At 61.4% G+C, this 19,195-nt stretch carries 19 protein-coding genes; 7 read left to right on the top strand and 12 right to left on the bottom strand.

Annotated elements, in window-relative coordinates:
- Nucleotides 1-38 precede the first annotated feature (38 nt).
- The 3 genes from M1L53_RS33655 to M1L53_RS33645 are packed head-to-tail and all read right to left on the bottom strand — an operon-like array spanning nucleotide 39 to nucleotide 3,694.
- Nucleotides 39-1,079 carry an NAD(P)/FAD-dependent oxidoreductase gene (locus M1L53_RS33655; protein ID WP_003944645.1) on the bottom strand — a complete coding sequence of 347 codons (1,041 nt, stop codon included), beginning with the start codon at nucleotides 1,077-1,079 and terminating at the stop codon, nucleotides 39-41.
- Nucleotides 1,080-1,095: 16 nt separating this feature from the next.
- The gene (locus M1L53_RS33650; protein WP_011331649.1) at nucleotides 1,096-2,331 is read right to left on the bottom strand and encodes an MFS transporter; all 1,236 of its coding nucleotides are present in this window, start codon (nucleotides 2,329-2,331) and stop codon (nucleotides 1,096-1,098) included.
- A gap of 10 nt (nucleotides 2,332-2,341) precedes the next feature.
- Nucleotides 2,342-3,694, bottom strand: a complete 1,353-nt coding sequence (locus tag M1L53_RS33645; protein ID WP_003944612.1) for an NAD(P)-binding domain-containing protein — start codon at nucleotides 3,692-3,694, stop codon at nucleotides 2,342-2,344.
- 99 nt (nucleotides 3,695-3,793) lie between these two features.
- On the opposite strand from M1L53_RS33645, the gene M1L53_RS33640 reads away from it, so the two are divergent.
- The gene (locus M1L53_RS33640; RefSeq protein WP_037131630.1) at nucleotides 3,794-4,675 is read left to right on the top strand and encodes a metalloregulator ArsR/SmtB family transcription factor; all 882 of its coding nucleotides are present in this window, start codon (nucleotides 3,794-3,796) and stop codon (nucleotides 4,673-4,675) included.
- A gap of 443 nt (nucleotides 4,676-5,118) precedes the next feature.
- On the opposite strand, the gene M1L53_RS33635 is transcribed toward M1L53_RS33640, so the two are convergent.
- The 6 genes from M1L53_RS33635 to M1L53_RS33610 form a co-directional block, all read right to left on the bottom strand.
- Nucleotides 5,119-5,835, bottom strand: coding sequence for a TIGR02206 family membrane protein (locus tag M1L53_RS33635; RefSeq protein ID WP_003944610.1), 717 nt, complete (start codon nucleotides 5,833-5,835; stop codon nucleotides 5,119-5,121).
- Nucleotides 5,836-5,924: 89 nt separating this feature from the next.
- Complete coding sequence (locus tag M1L53_RS33630) at nucleotides 5,925-6,344, bottom strand: ubiquinol-cytochrome c reductase iron-sulfur subunit (protein ID WP_011331647.1); 420 nt, start codon at nucleotides 6,342-6,344, stop codon at nucleotides 5,925-5,927.
- Nucleotides 6,341-7,603 (bottom strand): ZIP family metal transporter, encoded by a 1,263-nt coding sequence (locus tag M1L53_RS33625; RefSeq protein ID WP_011331646.1) that lies wholly within the window; start codon nucleotides 7,601-7,603, stop codon nucleotides 6,341-6,343. Before M1L53_RS33625 ends, M1L53_RS33630 begins: the two co-directional genes overlap by 4 nt.
- Nucleotides 7,600-8,661, bottom strand: coding sequence for a multicopper oxidase domain-containing protein (locus M1L53_RS33620; protein WP_011331645.1), 1,062 nt, complete (start codon nucleotides 8,659-8,661; stop codon nucleotides 7,600-7,602). Before M1L53_RS33620 ends, M1L53_RS33625 begins: the two co-directional genes overlap by 4 nt.
- A 244-nt stretch (nucleotides 8,662-8,905) precedes the next feature.
- On the bottom strand, nucleotides 8,906-9,433 hold the full coding sequence (lspA, locus tag M1L53_RS33615) for a signal peptidase II (protein ID WP_011331644.1): 528 nt from the start codon (nucleotides 9,431-9,433) through the stop codon (nucleotides 8,906-8,908).
- A complete protein-coding gene (locus M1L53_RS33610) occupies nucleotides 9,430-10,350 on the bottom strand; it encodes a cation diffusion facilitator family transporter (protein ID WP_003944635.1) in 921 nt (306 codons plus the stop codon). Before M1L53_RS33610 ends, lspA begins: the two co-directional genes overlap by 4 nt.
- A gap of 179 nt (nucleotides 10,351-10,529) precedes the next feature.
- Between M1L53_RS33610 and M1L53_RS33605 the strand changes: the two genes are divergently transcribed.
- From M1L53_RS33605 to M1L53_RS33580, 6 genes are all read left to right on the top strand, one after another.
- Nucleotides 10,530-12,461, top strand: a complete 1,932-nt coding sequence (locus M1L53_RS33605) for a bifunctional copper resistance protein CopD/cytochrome c oxidase assembly protein (RefSeq protein WP_047270589.1) — start codon at nucleotides 10,530-10,532, stop codon at nucleotides 12,459-12,461.
- Between the two features lie 139 nt (nucleotides 12,462-12,600).
- Entirely contained in the window at nucleotides 12,601-13,479 is an 879-nt protein-coding gene (locus tag M1L53_RS33600; protein ID WP_230691701.1) for a M23 family metallopeptidase, read from the top strand.
- 32 nt (nucleotides 13,480-13,511) lie between these two features.
- The gene (locus tag M1L53_RS33595) at nucleotides 13,512-13,871 is read left to right on the top strand and encodes a BlaI/MecI/CopY family transcriptional regulator (protein ID WP_003944627.1); all 360 of its coding nucleotides are present in this window, start codon (nucleotides 13,512-13,514) and stop codon (nucleotides 13,869-13,871) included.
- Nucleotides 13,872-14,822, top strand: coding sequence for a M56 family metallopeptidase (locus M1L53_RS33590; RefSeq protein WP_047270591.1), 951 nt, complete (start codon nucleotides 13,872-13,874; stop codon nucleotides 14,820-14,822).
- Between the two features lie 117 nt (nucleotides 14,823-14,939).
- A complete protein-coding gene (gene ctaD / locus M1L53_RS33585) occupies nucleotides 14,940-16,697 on the top strand; it encodes a cytochrome c oxidase subunit I (protein ID WP_047270592.1) in 1,758 nt (585 codons plus the stop codon).
- A 28-nt stretch (nucleotides 16,698-16,725) separates the two neighbouring features.
- The gene (locus M1L53_RS33580; RefSeq protein ID WP_223304456.1) at nucleotides 16,726-17,262 is read left to right on the top strand and encodes a hypothetical protein; all 537 of its coding nucleotides are present in this window, start codon (nucleotides 16,726-16,728) and stop codon (nucleotides 17,260-17,262) included.
- 131 nt (nucleotides 17,263-17,393) lie between these two features.
- Here the strand turns inward: M1L53_RS33580 and M1L53_RS33575 are convergent, their stop codons facing one another.
- The 3 genes from M1L53_RS33575 to M1L53_RS33565 form a co-directional block, all read right to left on the bottom strand.
- A complete protein-coding gene (locus M1L53_RS33575; protein WP_047270593.1) occupies nucleotides 17,394-17,585 on the bottom strand; it encodes an antitoxin in 192 nt (63 codons plus the stop codon).
- Between the two features lie 148 nt (nucleotides 17,586-17,733).
- Nucleotides 17,734-18,384 (bottom strand): vitamin K epoxide reductase family protein, encoded by a 651-nt coding sequence (locus tag M1L53_RS33570; protein WP_052959927.1) that lies wholly within the window; start codon nucleotides 18,382-18,384, stop codon nucleotides 17,734-17,736.
- Nucleotides 18,381-19,037, bottom strand: a complete 657-nt coding sequence (locus tag M1L53_RS33565; protein ID WP_047270652.1) for a DsbA family protein — start codon at nucleotides 19,035-19,037, stop codon at nucleotides 18,381-18,383. The genes M1L53_RS33570 and M1L53_RS33565 overlap by 4 nt, the downstream gene beginning before the upstream one ends.
- Nucleotides 19,038-19,195: the final 158 nt, after the last annotated feature.

Raw genomic sequence — 19,195 nt, 5'->3', positions numbered from 1 at the left:
AGACGAGACTTTCGGTAGACGATGCCATCACGTCGGTTTCAGACTCCGAGAGTCCGGACGACATGGTGTGCATCGCGGCCCACCCCACGTAGGGACGCGGACGAGAGGCTTCGTTGCCATTCCAGTCCCACGTACCCGAGCCCGGGGTGGGTGGTGGACAGACCTTTCTTGTGGCGGGGACGGCCGGTGTCGGTGAGTGCCCCTAGTTCTGTGAGGTAGTCCAGGTTGGGGGTGTATCCGGTGGCGAGGATGACCGCGTCGACGGTTGTTGTGGTGCCGCCGGGCCAGAAGGCTTGGTTTCCTTCGAGTTTGGTGAACATGGCGCGGCGTTGCGGTGCGTCGGCGGTGAGCGCGGCGCGGTAGCGGCCGGTGTCGAACACCGGCGACGTCGGTGGCCGCGAGAGGAGATGCCCGATCGGGAGGGTGTCGATTCCGGTGTACTTGAACCAGAAATGCATGTCGCGACGTAGAGGGCGTTGCGGCGCGAATGTCACGGGTTTTCGGCTGGCCAGGATCACATCGGCTGTTTCGGCGAGCTCGGCAGCGATCTGTACTGCCGAGTTCCCGGCTCCGACGACGATGACGTTCTGCCCCGTGTAGGTGGTGGGTTCGCGGTAGTCGGCGGCGTGCACAACAGTCCCGGTGAAGGCATCGAGCCCCTTCAGTGCGGGAATGTGGGGAGTGCCGAATCCTCCTGTGGCGGCAATGATTCGAGGGGCAGTGAAGATGGATCCGCTGTCGGTCCGGACGGTGAACTGGCCCTCGCTGGTGGTGACCGTGTCGGCTCGCTCGTTGACGTGGAAATCCACATCGAGAGTCTTCGCGTAACGCCGGAGATAGTCGACGACTTCGTCGCGGCCGGGATAGCGGTCACCGTCGCCGCCGAACGGTAAACCGGGGAGGGAGCTGTACTTTGCTGGTGAAAACAAAGTGAGGCTGTCGTAGTACTGCGGCCAGGATCCGACAGGTTCGCTACCAGCTTCGACGATTGCGGTGTCGAGCCGCTGGCGGCGCAGATGATGCGCTGCGGCCAAGCCGGACTGACCGCCCCCGACGACGATCGCGTCGTAGTGCGTCATGAGAGTTCTCTTTCGGTCAGGAAGTGATCGGAATCGTTGTGATGGTGCGGAGGGCGGGGATGGTTGCTGCGCTGATCACCGCGCCGACCAGGGCGATCGCTCCAAGGACGAGGTAGGCGTGGGCGTAAGTACCGGTCCAGGTGGAAAGCACGGCGCCGGCCCACGGCGCCAAGGCCATGACGATGACGATCGGCGCGGACATCAGCCCGTTGAGGCGCCCGTAGTGTTCACCGCCCCAGCGGTCGGTGATGGCGGTGGCCTGTATCAACGTGAAGATGCCGCGGACCAGTCCGGCGCCGACGGCGATGCCGATCAACGCCGCCGCCGAGCTCGCCAGACCTAACCACGCGGTGCTCAGGGCGGCAACGACGATGACCGATACCGTGCGTACGCGGACACTGGTTTTCGCTGCGAGCGGTAGGTAGAAGATGCGGCCGATGACCTGACCGGCGCCGCCCAATCCGAGAGTGAGTGCGGCGAGGCTGGGACTGAAACCGCGTTCGATCAGCAGCGGTACGAGGTTGAAGACGCCGGCGGATGCGGCGAAGGCAGCTGCAGCGAGGGCGACGAGCAGAGCAAGAAATGGGATGCTGCGGGAGGTGCGGTGATAGTCGCCGGGCTGCGCATGGGGTAGCCGGTCGGGGTTGGGCCATCCGCCACGCAAACCCCAGATATGTCCGGGGATGGTGATCACAGCCAGTATGACCGCGAGGATCAGGTAGGTTGTGCGCCAATCGAATCGATCGGCCAGAGCGACAGACAGCGGCGCGAAGACGGTACTGGCCAGACCCGCGGCGAGGGTGAGAATCATCAGTGCTTTGACGTAGTTGTCGCCGTACCAGCGAGTCAGTGCGGCGAATGCCGGTGGATACAGCACCGCGCCCATCGCGATTCCGGCGAACACCCAACCCGCGAAAAACAGTGGGAGGGTGTGAGCTGTCGCGATGACCACCAGTGCGGGTACAGCGAGTACAGATCCTGTGGTCATGACCCAGCGGGGCCCGTGGCGATCGAGGATCCGTCCCACCGGTATGCCGACGGCGGCGGCGGCGAGTTGGCTGACCGAGAACGCCGCCACGATCACAGCGCTCGACCATCCGGTATCGCGGGAAATGGCTACCGACAGAACGGGAAACGCGTAGTACAGAATCCCCCAGCTGGTGATTTCGGTCAGACACAGCGCCACCAGGACCCGCCGCAGCCCCGACGGATCGAGGCTGACGGGGCGAGGCGGATCTTCGATGGTCGTCATCGGCTGTGCCCTATCCGCAGGAGTTGGAACTGCCGGAGGGACTGGACAGCGAGATCAGCTCCGGAGCAGGTGCGGCGCAGCAGCCACCCTCGGATTCCGCGGTATCGGGTTCGTCGAAAACACCAGCGCCGCCGCAGACTCCGGTTTCCGGGAGGATCAACTCCACCCGGGCGGCGGCCTCGTGATCGCCGGCGAGTTCGGCGGCGATGCTGCGTACCTGCTCGTACCCGGTCATCGCCAGGAACGTCGGCGCGCGGCCGTAGCTCTTCATCCCCGCCAGGTACATACCCGGTTCGGGATGGCGAAGTTCTTTCGCGCCGTGCGGATAGACCGTGCCGCAGGAGTGGACGTTCGGGTCGATCAGAGGCGCCAACTGTGTCGGGGCCTGCAGCACGGGGTCGAGGCCGAGTCGGATTTCCGACAGCCACGACAAGTCGGGGCGGAATCCGGTCAAGGTGACGACGTTGTCGACGTTCTCGATCCGGGTGCCGGCATCGGAGACCAGTGCGAGCTGACCATTGTCGGCGGATTCGACGGCGGCGGTGCGGAAACCGGTGACCACGGTGAGAAGTCCGTCGTCGACAGCCTTCTTCGCGCGGAGTCCGAGTGCGCCGCGAGCGGGCAGCTCGTCCGACTCACCGCCGCCGAACGCGGAACCGATAGCCCCGCGGCGAACAGCCCACGTGATGCGCGTACCGGGGGCTTGCTTTTCGAGTCCGGCTAGCGCGACGATGGCAGTCAGTGCGGAATGGCCGCTGCCTGCGATGACGGTGTGTTTCCCGGCGAACTGGGCACGGATCGCCTCGTCGTCGAGGTCGGGCACACGGTAGGTGATCGCGGCAGCGGCAGCCCTCTCGCCGAGGGCGGGCAGTCCTTCCCCGCCGAGCGGGTTCGGGGTGCCCCAGGTGCCGGAAGCATCGACGACGGCCTGGGCGAAGACGCGGTCCTCGCTGCCGTCGGCGCGGCGCAGGTGGATGGAGAGAGGTTCGGTATCGCGGCCGGCGTCGACGACCAGGTCGCGGCCACGTCGGGCGACGCCGATCACCTCGGTGTCGAACTGCACCGCATCACCGAGGGCGGCGGCGAGGGGTTCGAGGTAGAGCTGACGCCACTGCTGTCCGGTCGGGTACGCATCTACGTCGGGAGCGCTCCACCCGTTCTGCTCGAGCAGACACTGCGCGGCGGGATCGACGAGTTCGGACCAGCGGGAGAAGAGCCGGACGTGATTCCATTCGGCGATCGCCGTACCGGCGACGGCGCCTCGCTCAAGCACCAGCGGCGTGAGTCCTCGTTCGCGCAGTTGCGCGGCGGCGGCGAGGCCGATCGGTCCAGCTCCGATCACGACAACGGGTAGTTCGGTCATCACAAATTCCTTTCATCGACAATGATCGATCTTTAATTCGAACTGTATCGATATCAGTCGATGAATGCAACCATCGACGAAGGTCGATATAGTGTGTGCATGACATCGCTGCAGACCCCGACGGTGCGCGTCGGCGATTCGGACCCAGGTGCGGTCGACTCGAATGTGCTCGAGCAAGCTGACGCCGACACCTACGCGCAGTGGTTCGCGTGCCTGGCCGAACCGATGCGGGTGCGGCTGCTGCACCGCGTCGCGAGCGCTGCTGGCGGCATCACGATCGGGGCTCTCGCCGAGGCGTTGGGGATCGGGCAGCCCACGGTCTCCCACCATGTACGTAAGCTCGCCGATGTGGGATTCGTCAGCCTGCGCAAAGAGGGGACCAGCACCGTTGTCGCGATGAATCCGACGTGCTGCGTCGCGTTGCCGCAGGCCGCCGACATCGTGATGGGAGTTCTCGCGCCGCGGCCGTGCTGCCCGAGCGATCTTCCTGACGATGTCGCCGTCCGGGTCATGTCCGATGACGACTGGGACGCCGTTCTGCGGATCTACGGCGAAGGGATCGCCACGCGCAACGCCACTTTCACCACCGAAGTCCCCAGCCGGGAGTATCTCGATGCGCAGTGGCTGCCGAATCATCGCTGGGTCGCCACCATCGACGATGTCGTCGTCGGCTGGGCTGCCCTGAGTTCGACCTCCGGGCGGGACTGCTACCGCGGAGTCGCCGAAAATTCCGTCTATGTCGCCGACGGGATGCGCGGGCGAGGTGTCGGAAAAGCGTTGCTACGCAAGCAAGTCATGGCAGCGGACGCGGATGGGCTCTGGACCCTGCAGACGTCGATCTTCCCTGAAAATCGCGCCTCCGTCTCCCTGCATCACTCGGCAGGGTTCCGCACCATCGGGATCCGCGAGAAGATCGCCCAACTCGACGGGATCTGGCGCGACACAGTCCTGCTCGAACGCCGAACGGCAGCGGATTCCTGATTTTCTGAACCGCCAATCGAAGCATTTTTCGGCAATCGATCCGCCATATGTGATCAGCAACTCGAAGCAACCCCTTAGCTCGAGTGCAGAGTGAATCTGCTGAGACGTGATTCCCGCTGTAACTGGCAAATTATTCGTGGGCTGGTGTCACGTCCTCCTGCAGTGAGTTCTTGAGGGCTCGGGATCAGCGGCTTCACAGCAGAGCGGTCACCGTCGGGGATGTACGTGCAGACGAACTGGAGCGGGTGAAACTGAAAGTCTTCGCGAGTCGCCGATCGGAGTGTGCAACGCCGCCTGCATCTACATGCCGGTTGAGTATCACATCTGCTGCTCTCGCTTGCCTGTCACTCGGCTGCCCGGTAGCTCGATTGGGCAGGACTGTGCAGATTGTTGCTGAAAAGCGGTCGGTCCATGCCAGGGGTGCGGAGGTCGAGCGAGGACGGCTAGACCACGGGTTGCGCGGCGTCCTTGTCGAGAATTCCGTCTCTCTCCCACGGCCACGTCATCAGAGCCCAGATGATGAATACGATTGTCATCCCAGAAAACAGATACACCGGCCACGGACCCATCAGGTCCAGCAGCGATGCGGTGGAAGGTTTGGCGTTGAGAAAGCCGTAATTGGTATCGGCGATGCGATTGAAGATGAAAGTGACTATCGCCCATGTCAGCGTGACCAGTACCGCGAAGCGGTAGCTGCGCCATGTAGGTCGCATTCTCCGGCCCCACGTGAGATAGATCGCGGCCCAGACGACAAACAGGTGAATCGCCCAGAAGGCAAGAAACTCGTAACCGGGGAAGTCGGGCCCGGCCAGAGCCGGTGAAATCAACGCCTGCGTACTCAATACAAGCCCCCAGTAGTAGGTGAGGGCGAACGGCCAATGTCGGTGCGACCACAATGCGTAGATCGCGGACACTGTCGCGAGATCGGTGAGTTGTAAGGGTACGGATCCTCCTAGCGTGGGTGAGGACAGCGAGTAGAGCACCGCCGAGCCGTATATCACCGCCAGTATTCCGCCGAGGGCGCGGCTGAGGTGGCGAGCTTGCGCTTCGGTCTGTCTACGTCCCGCCCAGATCAGAAACACCGAACCCGCGACAAACAGAGCGATGGCTGCCCAATGCGATGGGCCGTACGCCGAGAACTCGGGTTGTGCAGAATACACATCTCTCACTTCCTCAGCGCCGCCGAACGCACTGTTCCATAACAACCTTCGCAGATAGCTGTCCCAGTTCGGAAGTGCCGTTCTCCGGCTTAGTTGACGATGATCGTGTCCGCGGTGCGAGAAAGGGCGTAGCTGTGCAGTGGCTTCTGAGCAGGTCGTTGCACGACCGAGCCATCGACGATGGAGTATCGGCTGCCATGACATGGGCAGTTGATCGTTCCATCGCTGACCTCGGAGACTACGCATCCCTGGTGGGTACATACCGCAGAGAAGGCTTGGAACACGCCTTCCTGCGGCTGGGTGATCACGACTTGCTCGTCCGCCAGAATGACTCCGCCGCCGACAGGAACCGCTGATATCGGAACCTCGGCACTGCCCAGGGTTACGCCGGGTGCATTGCTGTTGTTCTGGGTGCTACATCCGGCAACGGCGAGACAAGTTGTCGCGCAGGCTGTGAGGAGGACCGTTCTGCGCCCGACCTTGATGTCGGATGGATCGATCGTGCTCATGCGGGGACCACCAAACCAGTGAGAAACATCAGGAGTATTCCGACACCGACGCCGACGAGAACCATCGGATCCAGATCCGAGCGGCCTTGTGTGCGCAAGGACGGTGCAATTTGGATGACGACCTGGATGATTGCGCCGACCCCGACTCCGAGCAGCAACGCAGATACTTCACGGTTGTCGACGCCCGCCCCGATAACAGCACCGAGAATTGCCGGCGCACCCGCGATCAATCCCAACCCCAACAAGGTCAACAGGGGGGTACGTCGCCGAGCCAACGGTGCGATGATCGCGAGTCCCTCTGTTGTGTTGTGCAGGGTGAATCCGATAACGAGGAACGCGCCGAGCGCAAGCTCACCTACCGCATACGCGGATCCGATCGCGAGGCCTTCTCCGAGATTGTGCAATCCGATGCCGATGGAAATCATCAGTGCCAGTCTGAGTTCGGATGCACCTGTCGTACCGGCTGGGCGTCTTCCGCGTAGGTAGCGGTCGATGCACGTGAGCGTCAGGAAGGCGATCGCCGCGCCGAGAACGACGAGAGTGCCGCCGCCGAAGGCTCCGCTCGAGGCTGCTGCCAGCTTGAACCCCTCGCTCGTGCCGTCGAAGATCAAAAAGGCGAGCAGACCGACCGTGACGGCCAGCACGAATCTGACTGCCCTGACGCCGGCGCCCCGCATCACAGGTAGCAAGAGCATCCCGAGCAGGACCGGGATGACTCCGACGTATGTGCCCAATAGAGCCATCAAGCCGAAGAACGCCACTCCCGGGACGGGAGTTGCTACGGCAGCGGGAATTTCGTGTTCGATGACCAACCCTGTGGAGGTGAGCATCGAGACGAGGTACGGCTGTCCGGTGATCCACGGGTAGTCGAGGGTGATCGTCTGGGACTCGAGTCTGCCGATGGGATCTGCAGCGCCTACCAAATCGACGAATGTGTCGTTCACGGCAACTTGCGCGACGGTCACCGCGTCGGGGCCGGTGTTGCGTAGCGTCAACGTGATTCGGCCTGGTTCGAGGGCCGTTCGTTCGACGGAGATGTTCTCGATCGGTGGGCCGGTGCGTTCGGGGAGGCTTTGTCCGGCGAGCATTGCCAGCGCAGTCAGGGCGATGACGATGATCGCGAGTACTGCGGCGCCTCGGAGCCAAAGGCCGGTGCGAGATGCGCCTGTTTGATCGGACTCTGTATGCGCGGAACCCGCAGTGTCAAAGGAATTCTCATGAGTGCTCGTAGGAGAGGGAGGATCTGGGGTGCCGGTCATTCGGTCACCTCGAAGAATCCCATCCAGCCCAGATCGGCGAATTCGGTCTTGTGGGCGTGGAACATGTACTTGCCCAGGTAGGGAAAGCGCAGTTCGCATATTCCGCGCTGACCTTGGGCCTGGATGATCGTGTCCGTGAATTCGCTGGACTCGAGCCGAGTCCCGGTCGGGTAGTAGTCGAAGAAGTTCCCGTGCACGTGGAAGCTGTTGATCGGATCGTATTCGAGGACGTTGACCAGGTAGATGCGAACCAGCTCGCCTCGTTTCACCTGTACCGGTTCGTGCATGTGATGGAACGGGATGCCGTTGACCGCGTAGAGCTGGTTTCCTTGCCCGTCGAATGTGGTGTTGTAGCCGTGCATCACCATCACCATTTCGTCAGCCGCCGGGCGCCCCTGAGCTGGATCGACGATGAATGTGCCGTACATGCCGCGGGCAATGTGCTCTGCAAGTGGATTGACGTGGCAGTGATAGAGATGCAATCCGAAAGGGGTTGCATCGAATTCGTAAGTGAATGATTCGCCCGGCTCGATGATGCCCCGACCTACCCCGGGAATTCCGTCCATGTCAGCGGGATGGATTCCGTGAAAGTGCATCGTGTGAGGGTGCGCGGAACCGTTGACGAACCGCACCCGGAGCCGGTCTCCCTCACTGCATCTCAAGGCGGGACCTGGAATGCGGGAGTTGAAGGTCCACGCGGGAAAATAGACTCCGGGTGCTACCTCGATCTCCTCGTCGGCTGCGAAGATCTCCCACTCGCGTAGCGTTCGACCGTCAGGCAATTCGGAAGTCGTCCCGTAGTCGAAGTCACGCAGCATTGCCGTGGGATGAAACCCGTTGGCAGTGTGGTTCACCTGCTGACCGGCCCGAAAGGTCGCACCGCTCGTGCCGCCGTGACGGACTCCGCCGTCTCCGTCAGGTGCGGCGGTACCCGGGTTGGTGTTTCCGGGATGCTCGGTAGGCGATGCGCCCGCAACTCTTCCTGCGTTCATCATGAGTCCGGCTGATCCGGCGAGCGCCCCACCGATCAACAATTGTCGCCGCGACGGTGCGCTCATGGCCACCCGACCGAAGCATCGACATTCCTGGCAGTCAAAAGAGTCACACCTCAAAGTTTGTCATGCCGAACTTTATTTTCATAGCCCCCAAACTATCCGAACGCATTCGACCGAAAACAGGCGGACCGCGGAAATTTTCGACGAGTGGGGCGTCGTGGTTTCGCCACCTCGAACCGCAGAAGTTCGCAGAGATGGACTGCTTCCCTGTCGACAGCGCTCCGGCTCCCTCCTCGCTCGAATCAGGTCACACGGATTGCGGACGCTGAATCTCACGTTCGGACCCGCGCGCGGATTCGAACAGCAGCGACACGGCGACCAGGATGAATCCACAGGTGAGGTAGGTATCGGCAAGATTGAAGGTGGGCCACCAGCCGGTGTGGAAGTAGTCGGTGACCTTCCCGTCGAGGGCTCGGTCGACCACGTTGGAGGCAGCTCCGGCGACAATCAGAGCGAAACCGATCACGGCCACCCCGCGACTTTGCGGGACACTCCGCCAGGCGTATACGGCGATTCCCATGGTGGCGAGGCCGGTAAAGGCGATGATGACGGCACTCGGCAGCTGATTGCCCAGGCTGAAGGCGACACCACTGTTGTAAGCCAGCCTCAAACTGACGACGCCCAGATCCATCTCGTTGGCCCCGGACAGGTGCTTCCGCGCAACGGGCTCAATCGTCAGGGCGACGACGACCGAAACGAGCACCGTCGTAGCGAAGAGAATTCGTTTCTTGCGATGGGGGGATTTGTCGTTCGTGGTCACCTCGTTGGTACTCACCACGGAAGCTCCTGGCAACGCCCGTCACCCGCGGCGGGTTCTACCTGCAGGGTCGCGTGAACGAGATTGAACTGGGTGGCCAACAGATCCTGGGCAGCAGCGAGAACCTTGGTCGGATCGGACTCCTCGTCGATCGTCAGATGCGCCGACGCAACTTCCATGCCCGATGTGAGCGTCCAGATGTGAAGGTCGTGGGCGTCCTTGACCCCGGGGATCCCCTGCAAGGCTTGCGTCACCTCGGTGATGCTCACGCCGGCGGGGGCGTGCTGGAGCAGGATCCGCAGGGCATGGCGGCCGAGATTGTAGGCACGCGGTAGGACGAACAAGCCGATCGCAACACCGATCACCGGATCCGCGTACCGCCATCCGAAGATCAGTGTGACCAATCCGCTGATCAGGACTCCAACGGACCCGAGCATGTCAGCCATGACCTCGAGATAGGCGCCCCGGACGTTGATGCTTTCCTTCGCCCCGCTGCGAAGGAGCAAGAATGCCGCGATGTTCATCACGAGGCCGACGACAGCGACAATGCTCACCGGGAGTCCAGGGACCTCAGGCGGATCGGAAAGTCGACCGAGAGCTTCGTAGAGAACCCATCCGGCGACACCGAACAGGAGTAGGGCATTGAACAAGGCAGCGAACACCTCCGCCCGGTACATACCGAACGTGCGATCCGGGCGCGATCGCGCTCTTTGCGCAAGCAAGATAGCGGTCAATGCCATGAGGATGCCGAACACATCGGTGAAGACGTGTGCGGAGTCGGAGAGCAGGGCGAGCGATGACGTGGACAACCCCACGATGACTTGCGTGACGAACGTGACCAGACCGAGCCCGACGGCTATCCATAATTTGCGGACATGTTTACCCGATGCACTCGCAGCTTGTTCCGCAACGCCGTGCCCATGGCCGTGACCCATCTCGATATGCCCTTCTCGCCTATGACTGGAGCGTCGTATTCTCATATGCGCATATTTGCCAACGAGAGAGTTTCAGTAAACCCTGGCTGAAGCACCCATGCAACTATCCGTCATAGTATTTTGGTCCGGAGCGCCGATCGCGCGGGCGAGATCCACAATGCTGAGAGGTCCACCCGCAAATGATCGAAACCGAACCGTCCGGCGCCGATACCCTCGTCGTCGGACGACCCATACGGAAAGTATTGGGATGGGGTGTCATAGCTGCAATCACTGCGGCGGCATTGGCGCGCGCATCAACTTCCGAGGCGCTGCGATTGCTCGGACTTCCAGATCCGGGGCCCTTGACGATTTACGGACTCCCGGCGGTGATGGCGTTCGGCGAGGTTGCCGCCGTGATGACCGTAGGCAGTCTACTTTTGGCTGCCGTTCTCGTTCCGCCTCAAGCCTCAGGTGTACTCGATGTCGACGGATATCTGGCGCTACGAACCGCAAGCGTCGCCGCCGCTATCTGGGCGGTATGCGCGGCGCTGCTCGTTCCACTCACCCTCTCGGACAGTTCAGGCCAACCTCTCTCCGTCGTGTTCGCCGATCCAGGGCTGTTCGCTCGCGCGATTTCGGACATCGATGTCACAACTGCATGGGCATGGACCGCAGGGCTCGCACTCGTGCTCGCGATTGCGTGTCGTCTGACCCTGCGATATTCGTGGACACCGTTACTTCTCGCATTCGCTTTGTTCAGCCTGCTCCCCAGGGCATTGTCGGGTCACTCCTCTTCGGGTGGATCCCACGACATCGCCACGAACAGTTTGGTTCTGCATATCCTCGCGGCGTCGATTTGGATGGGAGGAATAGCGGCTCTCGTGTTGCATGCCCGCAGAAAGGGGAGCTATCTCGACTTCGCCGCGCGCCGCTTCTCGGCCGTGGCACTCATGGCGTTCGTCGTCATAGCGATCAGCGGTGTGGTCAACGCTGCCGTGCGGGTGCCGCTCACCGCGGTGTGGAGTAGCACCTACGGTGTCTTGATTCTTGCCAAAGTCGCCGCCTTGGTCCTCACCGGACTGGCAGGTTGGCGCCAACGGAAAATCGCGATCGCCGAACTGACGAAGGATCCTAGCGACGGTCGCACCTTCATTCGTCTGGCAGTGGTGGAGTCGGTGGTTCTCGCAGTAACCGTCGGTATCGCCGTCGCCCTGGGCCGCACGCCGCCCCCGGCGCCCACGGAGCGACAGGATCCGAGCAGAGTCGAGGAGGTGCTCGGGTATGCGCTCGATGGCGTACCGACTGCGGGCCGCTTGCTCGTCGACTGGCGATTCGATCTCATTTTCGGAACTCTCGCCGTGGTGTTGGCTGCGTGCTACGTCGTCGGCGTTTTTCGCCTCCGACAGCAGGGCGTGCAGTGGTCGACGTTCCGATCGGTCAGCTGGGCTCTGGGGTGCCTGGTGTTGCTTGTCGCAACATCATCGGGAGTGGGTAGGTATGCACCTGCAGTGATGAGTATGCATATGGCGGCAACGTCCGCCGTGGCGGTCCTTGCTCCACTCTGTCTGGTCCTGGGCGCCCCGTTCACGCTGTTCAGGCTCTCCGTTCGGCGATCGTCCGGAGATGCGCCGGGGCTGAGGGAATGGGCGCAAAGCGTGTACAGAGGCTCCTGGTTCCGATTCATGTCCCAGCCCTATGTGATTGCTGTGATTTTCGCCGGAGCCCTGCCTCTCCTTTACCTGGGAGGGATGTACAGCGCTGTCGCCGGCTCGCACGTCCCCCACCTGGTGATCAACGGAATCCTGCTGATCTGCGGTTTCATGTTCTTCTGGGTCATGGTCGGCGTCGATCCCTTGCCGAGACGAGCGAGCGCCGCGATCAGGACGGCCCTGCTCCTTGCGGCGTTCTTGGCCTACGGGGGCCTCGCAGCAGCACTGATCACCACTGACGCGGTGATTGCCGATCAGTACTTCACATCGTTGCAGCGCGGCTGGCTCGACGACCTCGCACGAGATCAACGGTTCGGTGCCGGACTGATACTCGCGATCGGAGCAATACCCCTGGCAATCGCGACAGGGCTTCTCCTCAACGCGTGCTGCTCGCCGAGATGTCATCGCGCGGCAGATGAGTAGGAGAAGGTGCATTTGCAGCGGGGCGTCTCGTCGAGATTCTGAATTTTGTCAACGCTCGCCCAAAAACTATGCGAAATAGTAGTACGCTGTCTGGGACCGTCACCATTCTGTGACCTTCCGCGACGCAAGGAATGCGATCTTGGCCCGACACCGCAAGCCCGACACCGACGATCTCGACTGCCCACTTCGGGAAAGTAGCTTTTTCGACACGCCACGCAGCGATCGCGACCTGCCAGTCGACACGATGTACATCTCCACCGCATCTGCAGTCGACCGTGAATCCGTCGCTGCAAGCGTTCAGGCGCGACGCGGCGGCGCTCATCGCCGACAGTCCCGCAATCGTCCTGGTGGACGGGCTTTGGTTCTCTCTGTCGCCACCGGCGCTTTGCTTGCCGCCGGCACATCCGCCTCACATGCATCGACAGGGAGCGTCAGTGTTCCCGTCGAGCTCGACCAGCAACCGTTGGCACCTCTCGAGCAGGCGCTGGCATCGGCTCCGGAAATTCTCCAGGTTCCCAAACTGGCCGAGCTGGGGAGGCTGGCCGAACAGTTGGCTCGAGGCACCGAACGCGACACCGATCGCGCTTCGAGAGAGGCAGCTGCACGCCAACCGCTGACGATGGCTCCTGTCAGCGGAACATTGACGTCGAACTACGGACCGCGTTGGGGGTCGACTCATTACGGGTTGGACATTGCCAATGAGATCGGTACACCTATCGTGTCCGTCACCGACGGCACGGTACTCGAGTCCGGACCTGCGTCCGGTTTCGGACTGTGGGTCCGTATCCTGCAGGATGACGGGACAATCGGGGTCTTCGGACACATCAACGAGACTCTGGTAACCGCGGGTCAAAAGGTGCGTGCCGGAGAATTGATTGCGACGGTAGGAAACAGGGGACAATCAACAGGGCCACATCTGCATTACGAGGTGTGGCAGGCAGACGGCCAGAAGGTCGATCCCATGGCATGGTTGGACGCGCGTGGGGTACAGATCCAGCCTCCGGCCGTCAGTGACTGACGCAATCGACGATTTCCGAAGGGGGAAGGAAGATGAAGAGACTCGGCGGGCTCGAATCCGAAGTGATGGATCTCCTGTGGGATGCAGAAGAGCCGCAGTCTGTGCGGGATCTGGTCGACCGCTTCGAGGGCGGCGCCCCGAAGGCATACACCACGATCTTGACCGTCGTGACGCACCTTCACGAAAAAGGGTGGGTGCAGAGGGAAAAACGAAGCCGCGCATACATCTATTCGCCATCGCGTAGCCGCGATGAAGCGACCTCACTGGCCATGCGCGAATTACTCGACAACAGCAATGACTCTGTTTCAGCGCTTCTGCACTTCGCGCAAAACGTCTCCGATGACGAATACGAGGCACTGCGGCGAGCACTGGATCACGGCAAGGTTCGGTAGATGACTCTCGCCGCAGTCCTCCTTCTCGGGGCCGTGCTCATCGGAGCGTTCATGCCCAAGGTTTTGCGGCGTTTCGAATCGACCACTCTGGCTCCTGCAGCGATTCTCGCGGCATGGATCGGCAGCATCGTGGGTCTGGGATTCCTTGCCGTATCGGCAGTAGTGATCCTTCTGTGGCCGAGCCATGCACCAGCGGAAGGGCTCTCCGAGGCCCTTGTGCGATGCTTCACTGCCTTCCAACACGCGATGGCCCCCTGGATCGGGGAAGCGCTCGCTGTCGGCGGAGTTGCGGTTACCGCGCTCATCGCCGTTCGCAGCTTGTTCTTGGCTCATCGGCAACATAAGGGCCGAGCCAAGGTCCGCGACTACCACCGTGATGTCGTATCGATCATCGCCCGCGCAGATCCGGCATCGGATGACGTTCTCTGGCTTGATCATCCGATGCCGATGGCCTACAGCGTCGCTGGACGGCCGGGATTCGTCGTAGCGACCAAAGGTCTCTCCGATTGCTTGACTGCATCCGAGCGTGAAGCGGTGATCGCCCACGAGCGGGCACACTTGCGAGGTCACCATCACCGAATCATCAATGTGTGTGAAGTCTTCGCGAAGGCGCTGCCGGTGATCCCGCTGTTCAAAGCGGCTCCCGCTGCGGTGCGGCGGCTGGTCGAGCTCGCTGCCGATGATCGGGCCGCACAGGCCACCAGCCCCGATGCCGTCAGGTCGGCGTTGCGCGTGGTGGCGACGTCGCCGCTACCTCAGCCGGTGTGGACTCTCGGGCTCGGTGACGACGAGATCTCGGTGCGCTTGGTCAGGCTGCAGACGGATTCCCGGATTCGCGGCACCAAACTGGTCTGCATCTCTGCTGCGATGCTCCCGATGATCGTTCCCGTCATCGCCGCGTTGACCACCATGGTCGTCTTCTCTGCGTCCGCTCATGCCCTCGTGACCTGACGGCAGTCGGAAAGGGTGGCCGAGGCGCCACCCGGACCCAAAAACTATGCAACGTAGTATTTGGGTTATGCTTCTGTCGCACACTCTATTTGCGTCTCGACAGGAAGCGGGCTGACTATGACCGCAATTGCATCACCCCCGATCCCCGCCCGGCCGTACCCCGCGCGACGGGCGCCGAAGGGATCGGTGCTGCGGAACCTTGTGACGACGACCGATCACAAGACGCTCGGCTTGATGTATTTGGTGACTTCGTTCGCGTTCTTCCTCATCGGCGGGCTCATGGCGCTGATCATGCGCAGCGAACTGGCGATTCCGGGCATGCAATTCCTGTCGAACGAGCAGTACAACCAACTCTTCACCATGCACGGCACGATCATGCTGCTGCTGTACGCGACGCCGGTGGTGTTCGGATTCGCCAATTTCGTTCTCCCCCTGCAGATCGGTGCGCCGGATGTCGCCTTCCCGCGACTGAACGCGTTCAGCTACTGGCTCTACCTTTTCGGTGCTCTCATCGCTACGGGCGGGTTCGTCACTCCCGGAGGTGCCGCAGATTTCGGCTGGACGGCCTACACGCCTCTGAGTTCGGCAGTCAGCTCACCTGGGGTCGGTGCGGATCTGTGGATTGTGGGGCTTCTCGTCTCCGGTCTCGGCACGATTCTCGGCGCGGTCAACATGATCACCACCATTGTCTGCTTACGCGCTCCCGGTATGACGATGTTCCGCATGCCGATCTTCACGTGGAACATCTTCATCACCTCTGTCTTGATTCTGTTGGCCTTCCCGCTGTTGACCGCCGCACTCTTCGCACTGCTTTACGACCGTCGCCTCGGTGGCAACATCTTCGACCCCGCGAATGGCGGAGTCCTGCTGTGGCAGCACCTGTTCTGGTTCTTCGGCCACCCCGAGGTCTACATCATCGCGCTGCCCTTCTTCGGTATCGTCTCGGAGATATTTCCGGTCTTCAGCCGCAAACCGATCTTCGGCTACAGCGGCCTGGTCTACGCGACGCTCGGTATCGCGGCGCTGTCGATCGCAGTGTGGGCGCATCACATGTACGCGACGGGCGCGGTTCTCCTGCCGTACTTCTCGTTCATGACGTTCCTGATCGCCGTGCCGACGGGTGTGAAGATCTTCAACTGGATCGGCACGATGTGGAAGGGACACCTGACGTTCGAGTCACCGATGCTGTTCTCTCTCGGATTCTTGATCACCTTCCTCTTCGGTGGTCTGTCCGGTGTGCTGCTGGCGAGCCCTCCGCTGGATTTTCAGGTCACGGATACTTACTTCGTGGTCGCCCACTTCCACTACGTGGTTTTCGGTACGGTCGTGTTCGCGACGTACGCCGGTATCTACTTCTGGTTCCCGAAGATGACCGGTCGCATGATGGACGAGCGCCTTGGCAAGTGGCACTTTTGGACCACGTTCGTCGGCTTTCACATGACGTTCCTCGTTCAGCACTGGCTCGGTGCCGAGGGTATGCCGCGTCGTTACGCCGACTACCTACCCGCGGACGGGTTCACCACACTCAATACAGTCTCGACCATCGGTTCCTTCATTCTCGGAGCCTCCACTCTCCCGTTCATCTGGAACGTCTTCAAGAGCTACCGATTCGGCGAAGTGGTCACTGTCGACGATCCGTGGGGCTACGGAAACTCGCTGGAGTGGGCAACGACCTGCCCGCCGCCGCGTCACAACTTCACCGAGTTGCCGCGCATCCGCAGCGAGCGTCCGGCCTTCGAGTTGCATTACCCGCACATGGTTGCTCGGATGCGAGCAGAAGCACACGTCGGGGCCGGTCACCGGCCGGAGACGAGTTCATCAGAATCGGAGAAGGTACTTACCGCATCCACGTCCGATGATGACGAGAAGAATTAGCTCGGCGGCCATACCGATGGGAAAGTCAATGTCAACACGAACAATGCCGGTGGTCATCGTCCCGGCAACAGATACCGCTGCCGCCCTACTCACGGACTGGTTGATTCGAGACGTACTGCCGACCGCTCTCGACGGCGGCGTGGCGAACCATGCTGGTGCCCGGTTGCGGACTTTGCCACCGGTATCTCGTCGCCACATCCGGCACCCCCGCAAACTTCGGGTTCACACCCGTCGAGTCAGCGAAGTAATCGCCGCAATCGAGAATCATCTCCAGACCGGAGCGGATTTCGTTGACGCAGAGCGGACCTTCATGCGTTCCACCACTGTCCTTCCAGACCCCGTGCTGAACGCCGCGGCCAGTATCAGTGGCGCAGTGATGGATATCGGGAGTTCCGCGGCGGCATTGGCGAATCGTGCCCTCCTTCTCGTTCCGACGACAATCGAGTCGTCGGAAGCGGCGCTCTCGACGCAATCGAGGGTAACCGAATCCTATTACGCCCTCCTTGCGCGGCTGTGGCACAGAGATTTTCACGCGAGTATCGTGATTCCGCAGACCGAACCCTGAGCGCTCCTCGCTTCGGTGTGCTGTCACGAGGGGGGCACACCGAAGCGAGATTATTCGCGCTCTCGACGCCGATTCTCAGTCGTACGGCGTGGAGACCAACGAGCAATCAGGCGGCAAGGCAAAGAGAGTCGCTACTTCTTCGGAGGAATCGCTCTCTTTGCCGCAAGCGCAGCCCTCCGGATCTGGCTGGTCAGTTTTCCACCGGTCTTGGCTTCGGCAGACGCGGCGGTTTTGTCGATCGCGTTTTCGATCTTGTCTGCGTTCTTCGAGGCAGCCTCCTTGCCCTTGTCGACTAGCGCTTTCGCTGCACCCATGAATTTCATATTCGTCTCCTTCTCCTGGCCTCATCGCCCTCTACTCGGGAGGGTTGCGGATCTAAAAACTAAGATCCATAGTAGTTGAGTTGAAGGTTGACTGATCGTGCAACAGTTGGCCGAGTGCGACGGCGTTGGCAGATTTTCGTGGGACTCGTCAGACCAGTGTCGACCAGTAGTCCCAGAATGCGCTGAGAATCATGCTCGCGACGGACACGATCCAGATAGTAAGCACGAGAGTGTGTTTCTCGGTGCCGACGGTCACGATTCGCGAGGAGGTCGACGCGCTACGAGCACCTAGATGCAAAATGGCATACCAGAGGGCTGTCATCGTCACCACCCACACGACCATGCAGTATGGGCACAGTGCCTGGATTCTGTACAGGCTTTGGAAAATCAGCCAGTGAACCAGCACCGCTCCGGTGAGCAAGCCGATGACGATACAGCGCCAATACCACTGAGGTAGTGCCTTTGCGGCGGTGAGGGTCACGATTCCCGTGGTCAGTAGGACGGTGAACCCGACTATACCGAGGATCGAATTCGGGAAACCGAAGATCGAGGCTTGTGGAGAACTCATCACCGATCCACAACTGAGGACGGGGTTGATGCTGCAGGACGGGCGATATGAGGGATCCGCGAGAAGCTGAAACTTCTCGATAGTCAGTATCAGAGACGCCGCCAAGCCGAGAGCGCCTGCTGCAGTGAGAATCCATCCGACGACATAGGGGGAGCACACTTTCGGGGCCGAGTCGACAGTCGGAGGTATACCAGTGTCGACGTGGGCACCGCGTGCTCCCGTTGATGTCATTGGGCCAGCGCTGCGTCGATGCGAGCGGTGAGATCGTCATATGTCGGCATGGACGGCAACTGGACGCCGTTGAGGAACAGCGTCGGTGTGCCCTGCACGCCCAGGTCGATACCTTCGTTGAAGTCCCCTTCGACACGCTCTGCGACTGCGGGATCATTCATATCTGCTTCGAAGGTCGCCATGTCGAGTCCCAGATCCTGGGCGAACGTACGGAAGAGGGCTACTTGAGATTCGGACGACTCGCCCCACTGGGTCTGCGTGTCGTACATTCGCTGGTACATCTCCACGAACTTCCCTTGCCTGGACGACGCTTCGACGACTCGCGCCGCGAGTCGACTGTTCGTGTGACTGGGAATGGGGAAGTACCGTACACCGAACGTGATGCGGTCAGCGTACTCAGCACGTATCCGCTCCATCGTCGGATACATCGCCAGGCATGCCTCGCACTCGAAGTCGAGGAATTCGACCAGAACGACATCGTTGTCCGGCGCAGAGGAAAGTAGATGCGTGTCGTCGCGAAGAACCGATGCGTCCGAAGCGCTGGCGCTGTTTGTCTCCCTCCCGCTGCGGTTGCCGAGCAACAGCGCGCCGAGGACGACAGCGAAGACAGCTATCAGGGCTATCGAGAATTTCGCGTTGGTGGTCAACTTCATGGATCCGCCTACCTGGTCGGTGTTCGTCGATGCGTGCAACCTTCCGGCCACCACACAGCCCTGAATACTATGCAACATAGTAGTCGGAGGTATTGTCTCAGCGAAGTGCGGTGTGCATCGATCGCCGGACTCCGCACCTCGATGGTGTGAGCCGAGTA

It is taken from the genome of Rhodococcus sp. T9N (assembly GCF_024436645.1).
Taxonomy (GTDB): Bacteria; Actinomycetota; Actinomycetes; order Mycobacteriales; family Mycobacteriaceae; genus Rhodococcus_F; species Rhodococcus_F qingshengii.
Note: the sequence above shows the minus strand (reverse complement) of the source record. Positions and strands in the feature narration are given on the sequence as shown.

Bases quoted from the DNA above. Each gene is read 5' to 3' on its own strand.
- M1L53_RS33655 (WP_003944645.1), bottom strand. From the start codon at position 1,079: ATGACGCACTACGACGCGATCGTCGTCGGGGGCGGTCAGTCCGGCTTG.
- M1L53_RS33650 (WP_011331649.1), bottom strand. From the start codon at position 2,331: ATGACGACCATCGAAGATCCGCCTCGCCCCGTCAGCCTCGATCCGTCG.
- M1L53_RS33645 (WP_003944612.1), bottom strand. From the start codon at position 3,694: ATGACCGAACTACCCGTTGTCGTGATCGGAGCTGGACCGATCGGCCTC.
- M1L53_RS33640 (WP_037131630.1), top strand. From the start codon at position 3,794: ATGACATCGCTGCAGACCCCGACGGTGCGCGTCGGCGATTCGGACCCA.
- M1L53_RS33630 (WP_011331647.1), bottom strand. From the start codon at position 6,344: ATGAGCACGATCGATCCATCCGACATCAAGGTCGGGCGCAGAACGGTC.
- M1L53_RS33625 (WP_011331646.1), bottom strand. From the start codon at position 7,603: ATGACCGGCACCCCAGATCCTCCCTCTCCTACGAGCACTCATGAGAAT.
- M1L53_RS33620 (WP_011331645.1), bottom strand. From the start codon at position 8,661: ATGAGCGCACCGTCGCGGCGACAATTGTTGATCGGTGGGGCGCTCGCC.
- M1L53_RS33610 (WP_003944635.1), bottom strand. From the start codon at position 10,350: ATGGGTCACGGCCATGGGCACGGCGTTGCGGAACAAGCTGCGAGTGCA.
- M1L53_RS33605 (WP_047270589.1), top strand. From the start codon at position 10,530: ATGATCGAAACCGAACCGTCCGGCGCCGATACCCTCGTCGTCGGACGA.
- M1L53_RS33595 (WP_003944627.1), top strand. From the start codon at position 13,512: ATGAAGAGACTCGGCGGGCTCGAATCCGAAGTGATGGATCTCCTGTGG.
- M1L53_RS33590 (WP_047270591.1), top strand. From the start codon at position 13,872: ATGACTCTCGCCGCAGTCCTCCTTCTCGGGGCCGTGCTCATCGGAGCG.
- ctaD (WP_047270592.1), top strand. From the start codon at position 14,940: ATGACCGCAATTGCATCACCCCCGATCCCCGCCCGGCCGTACCCCGCG.
- M1L53_RS33580 (WP_223304456.1), top strand. From the start codon at position 16,726: ATGTCAACACGAACAATGCCGGTGGTCATCGTCCCGGCAACAGATACC.
- M1L53_RS33575 (WP_047270593.1), bottom strand. From the start codon at position 17,585: ATGAAATTCATGGGTGCAGCGAAAGCGCTAGTCGACAAGGGCAAGGAG.
- M1L53_RS33570 (WP_052959927.1), bottom strand. From the start codon at position 18,384: ATGACATCAACGGGAGCACGCGGTGCCCACGTCGACACTGGTATACCT.
- M1L53_RS33565 (WP_047270652.1), bottom strand. From the start codon at position 19,037: ATGAAGTTGACCACCAACGCGAAATTCTCGATAGCCCTGATAGCTGTC.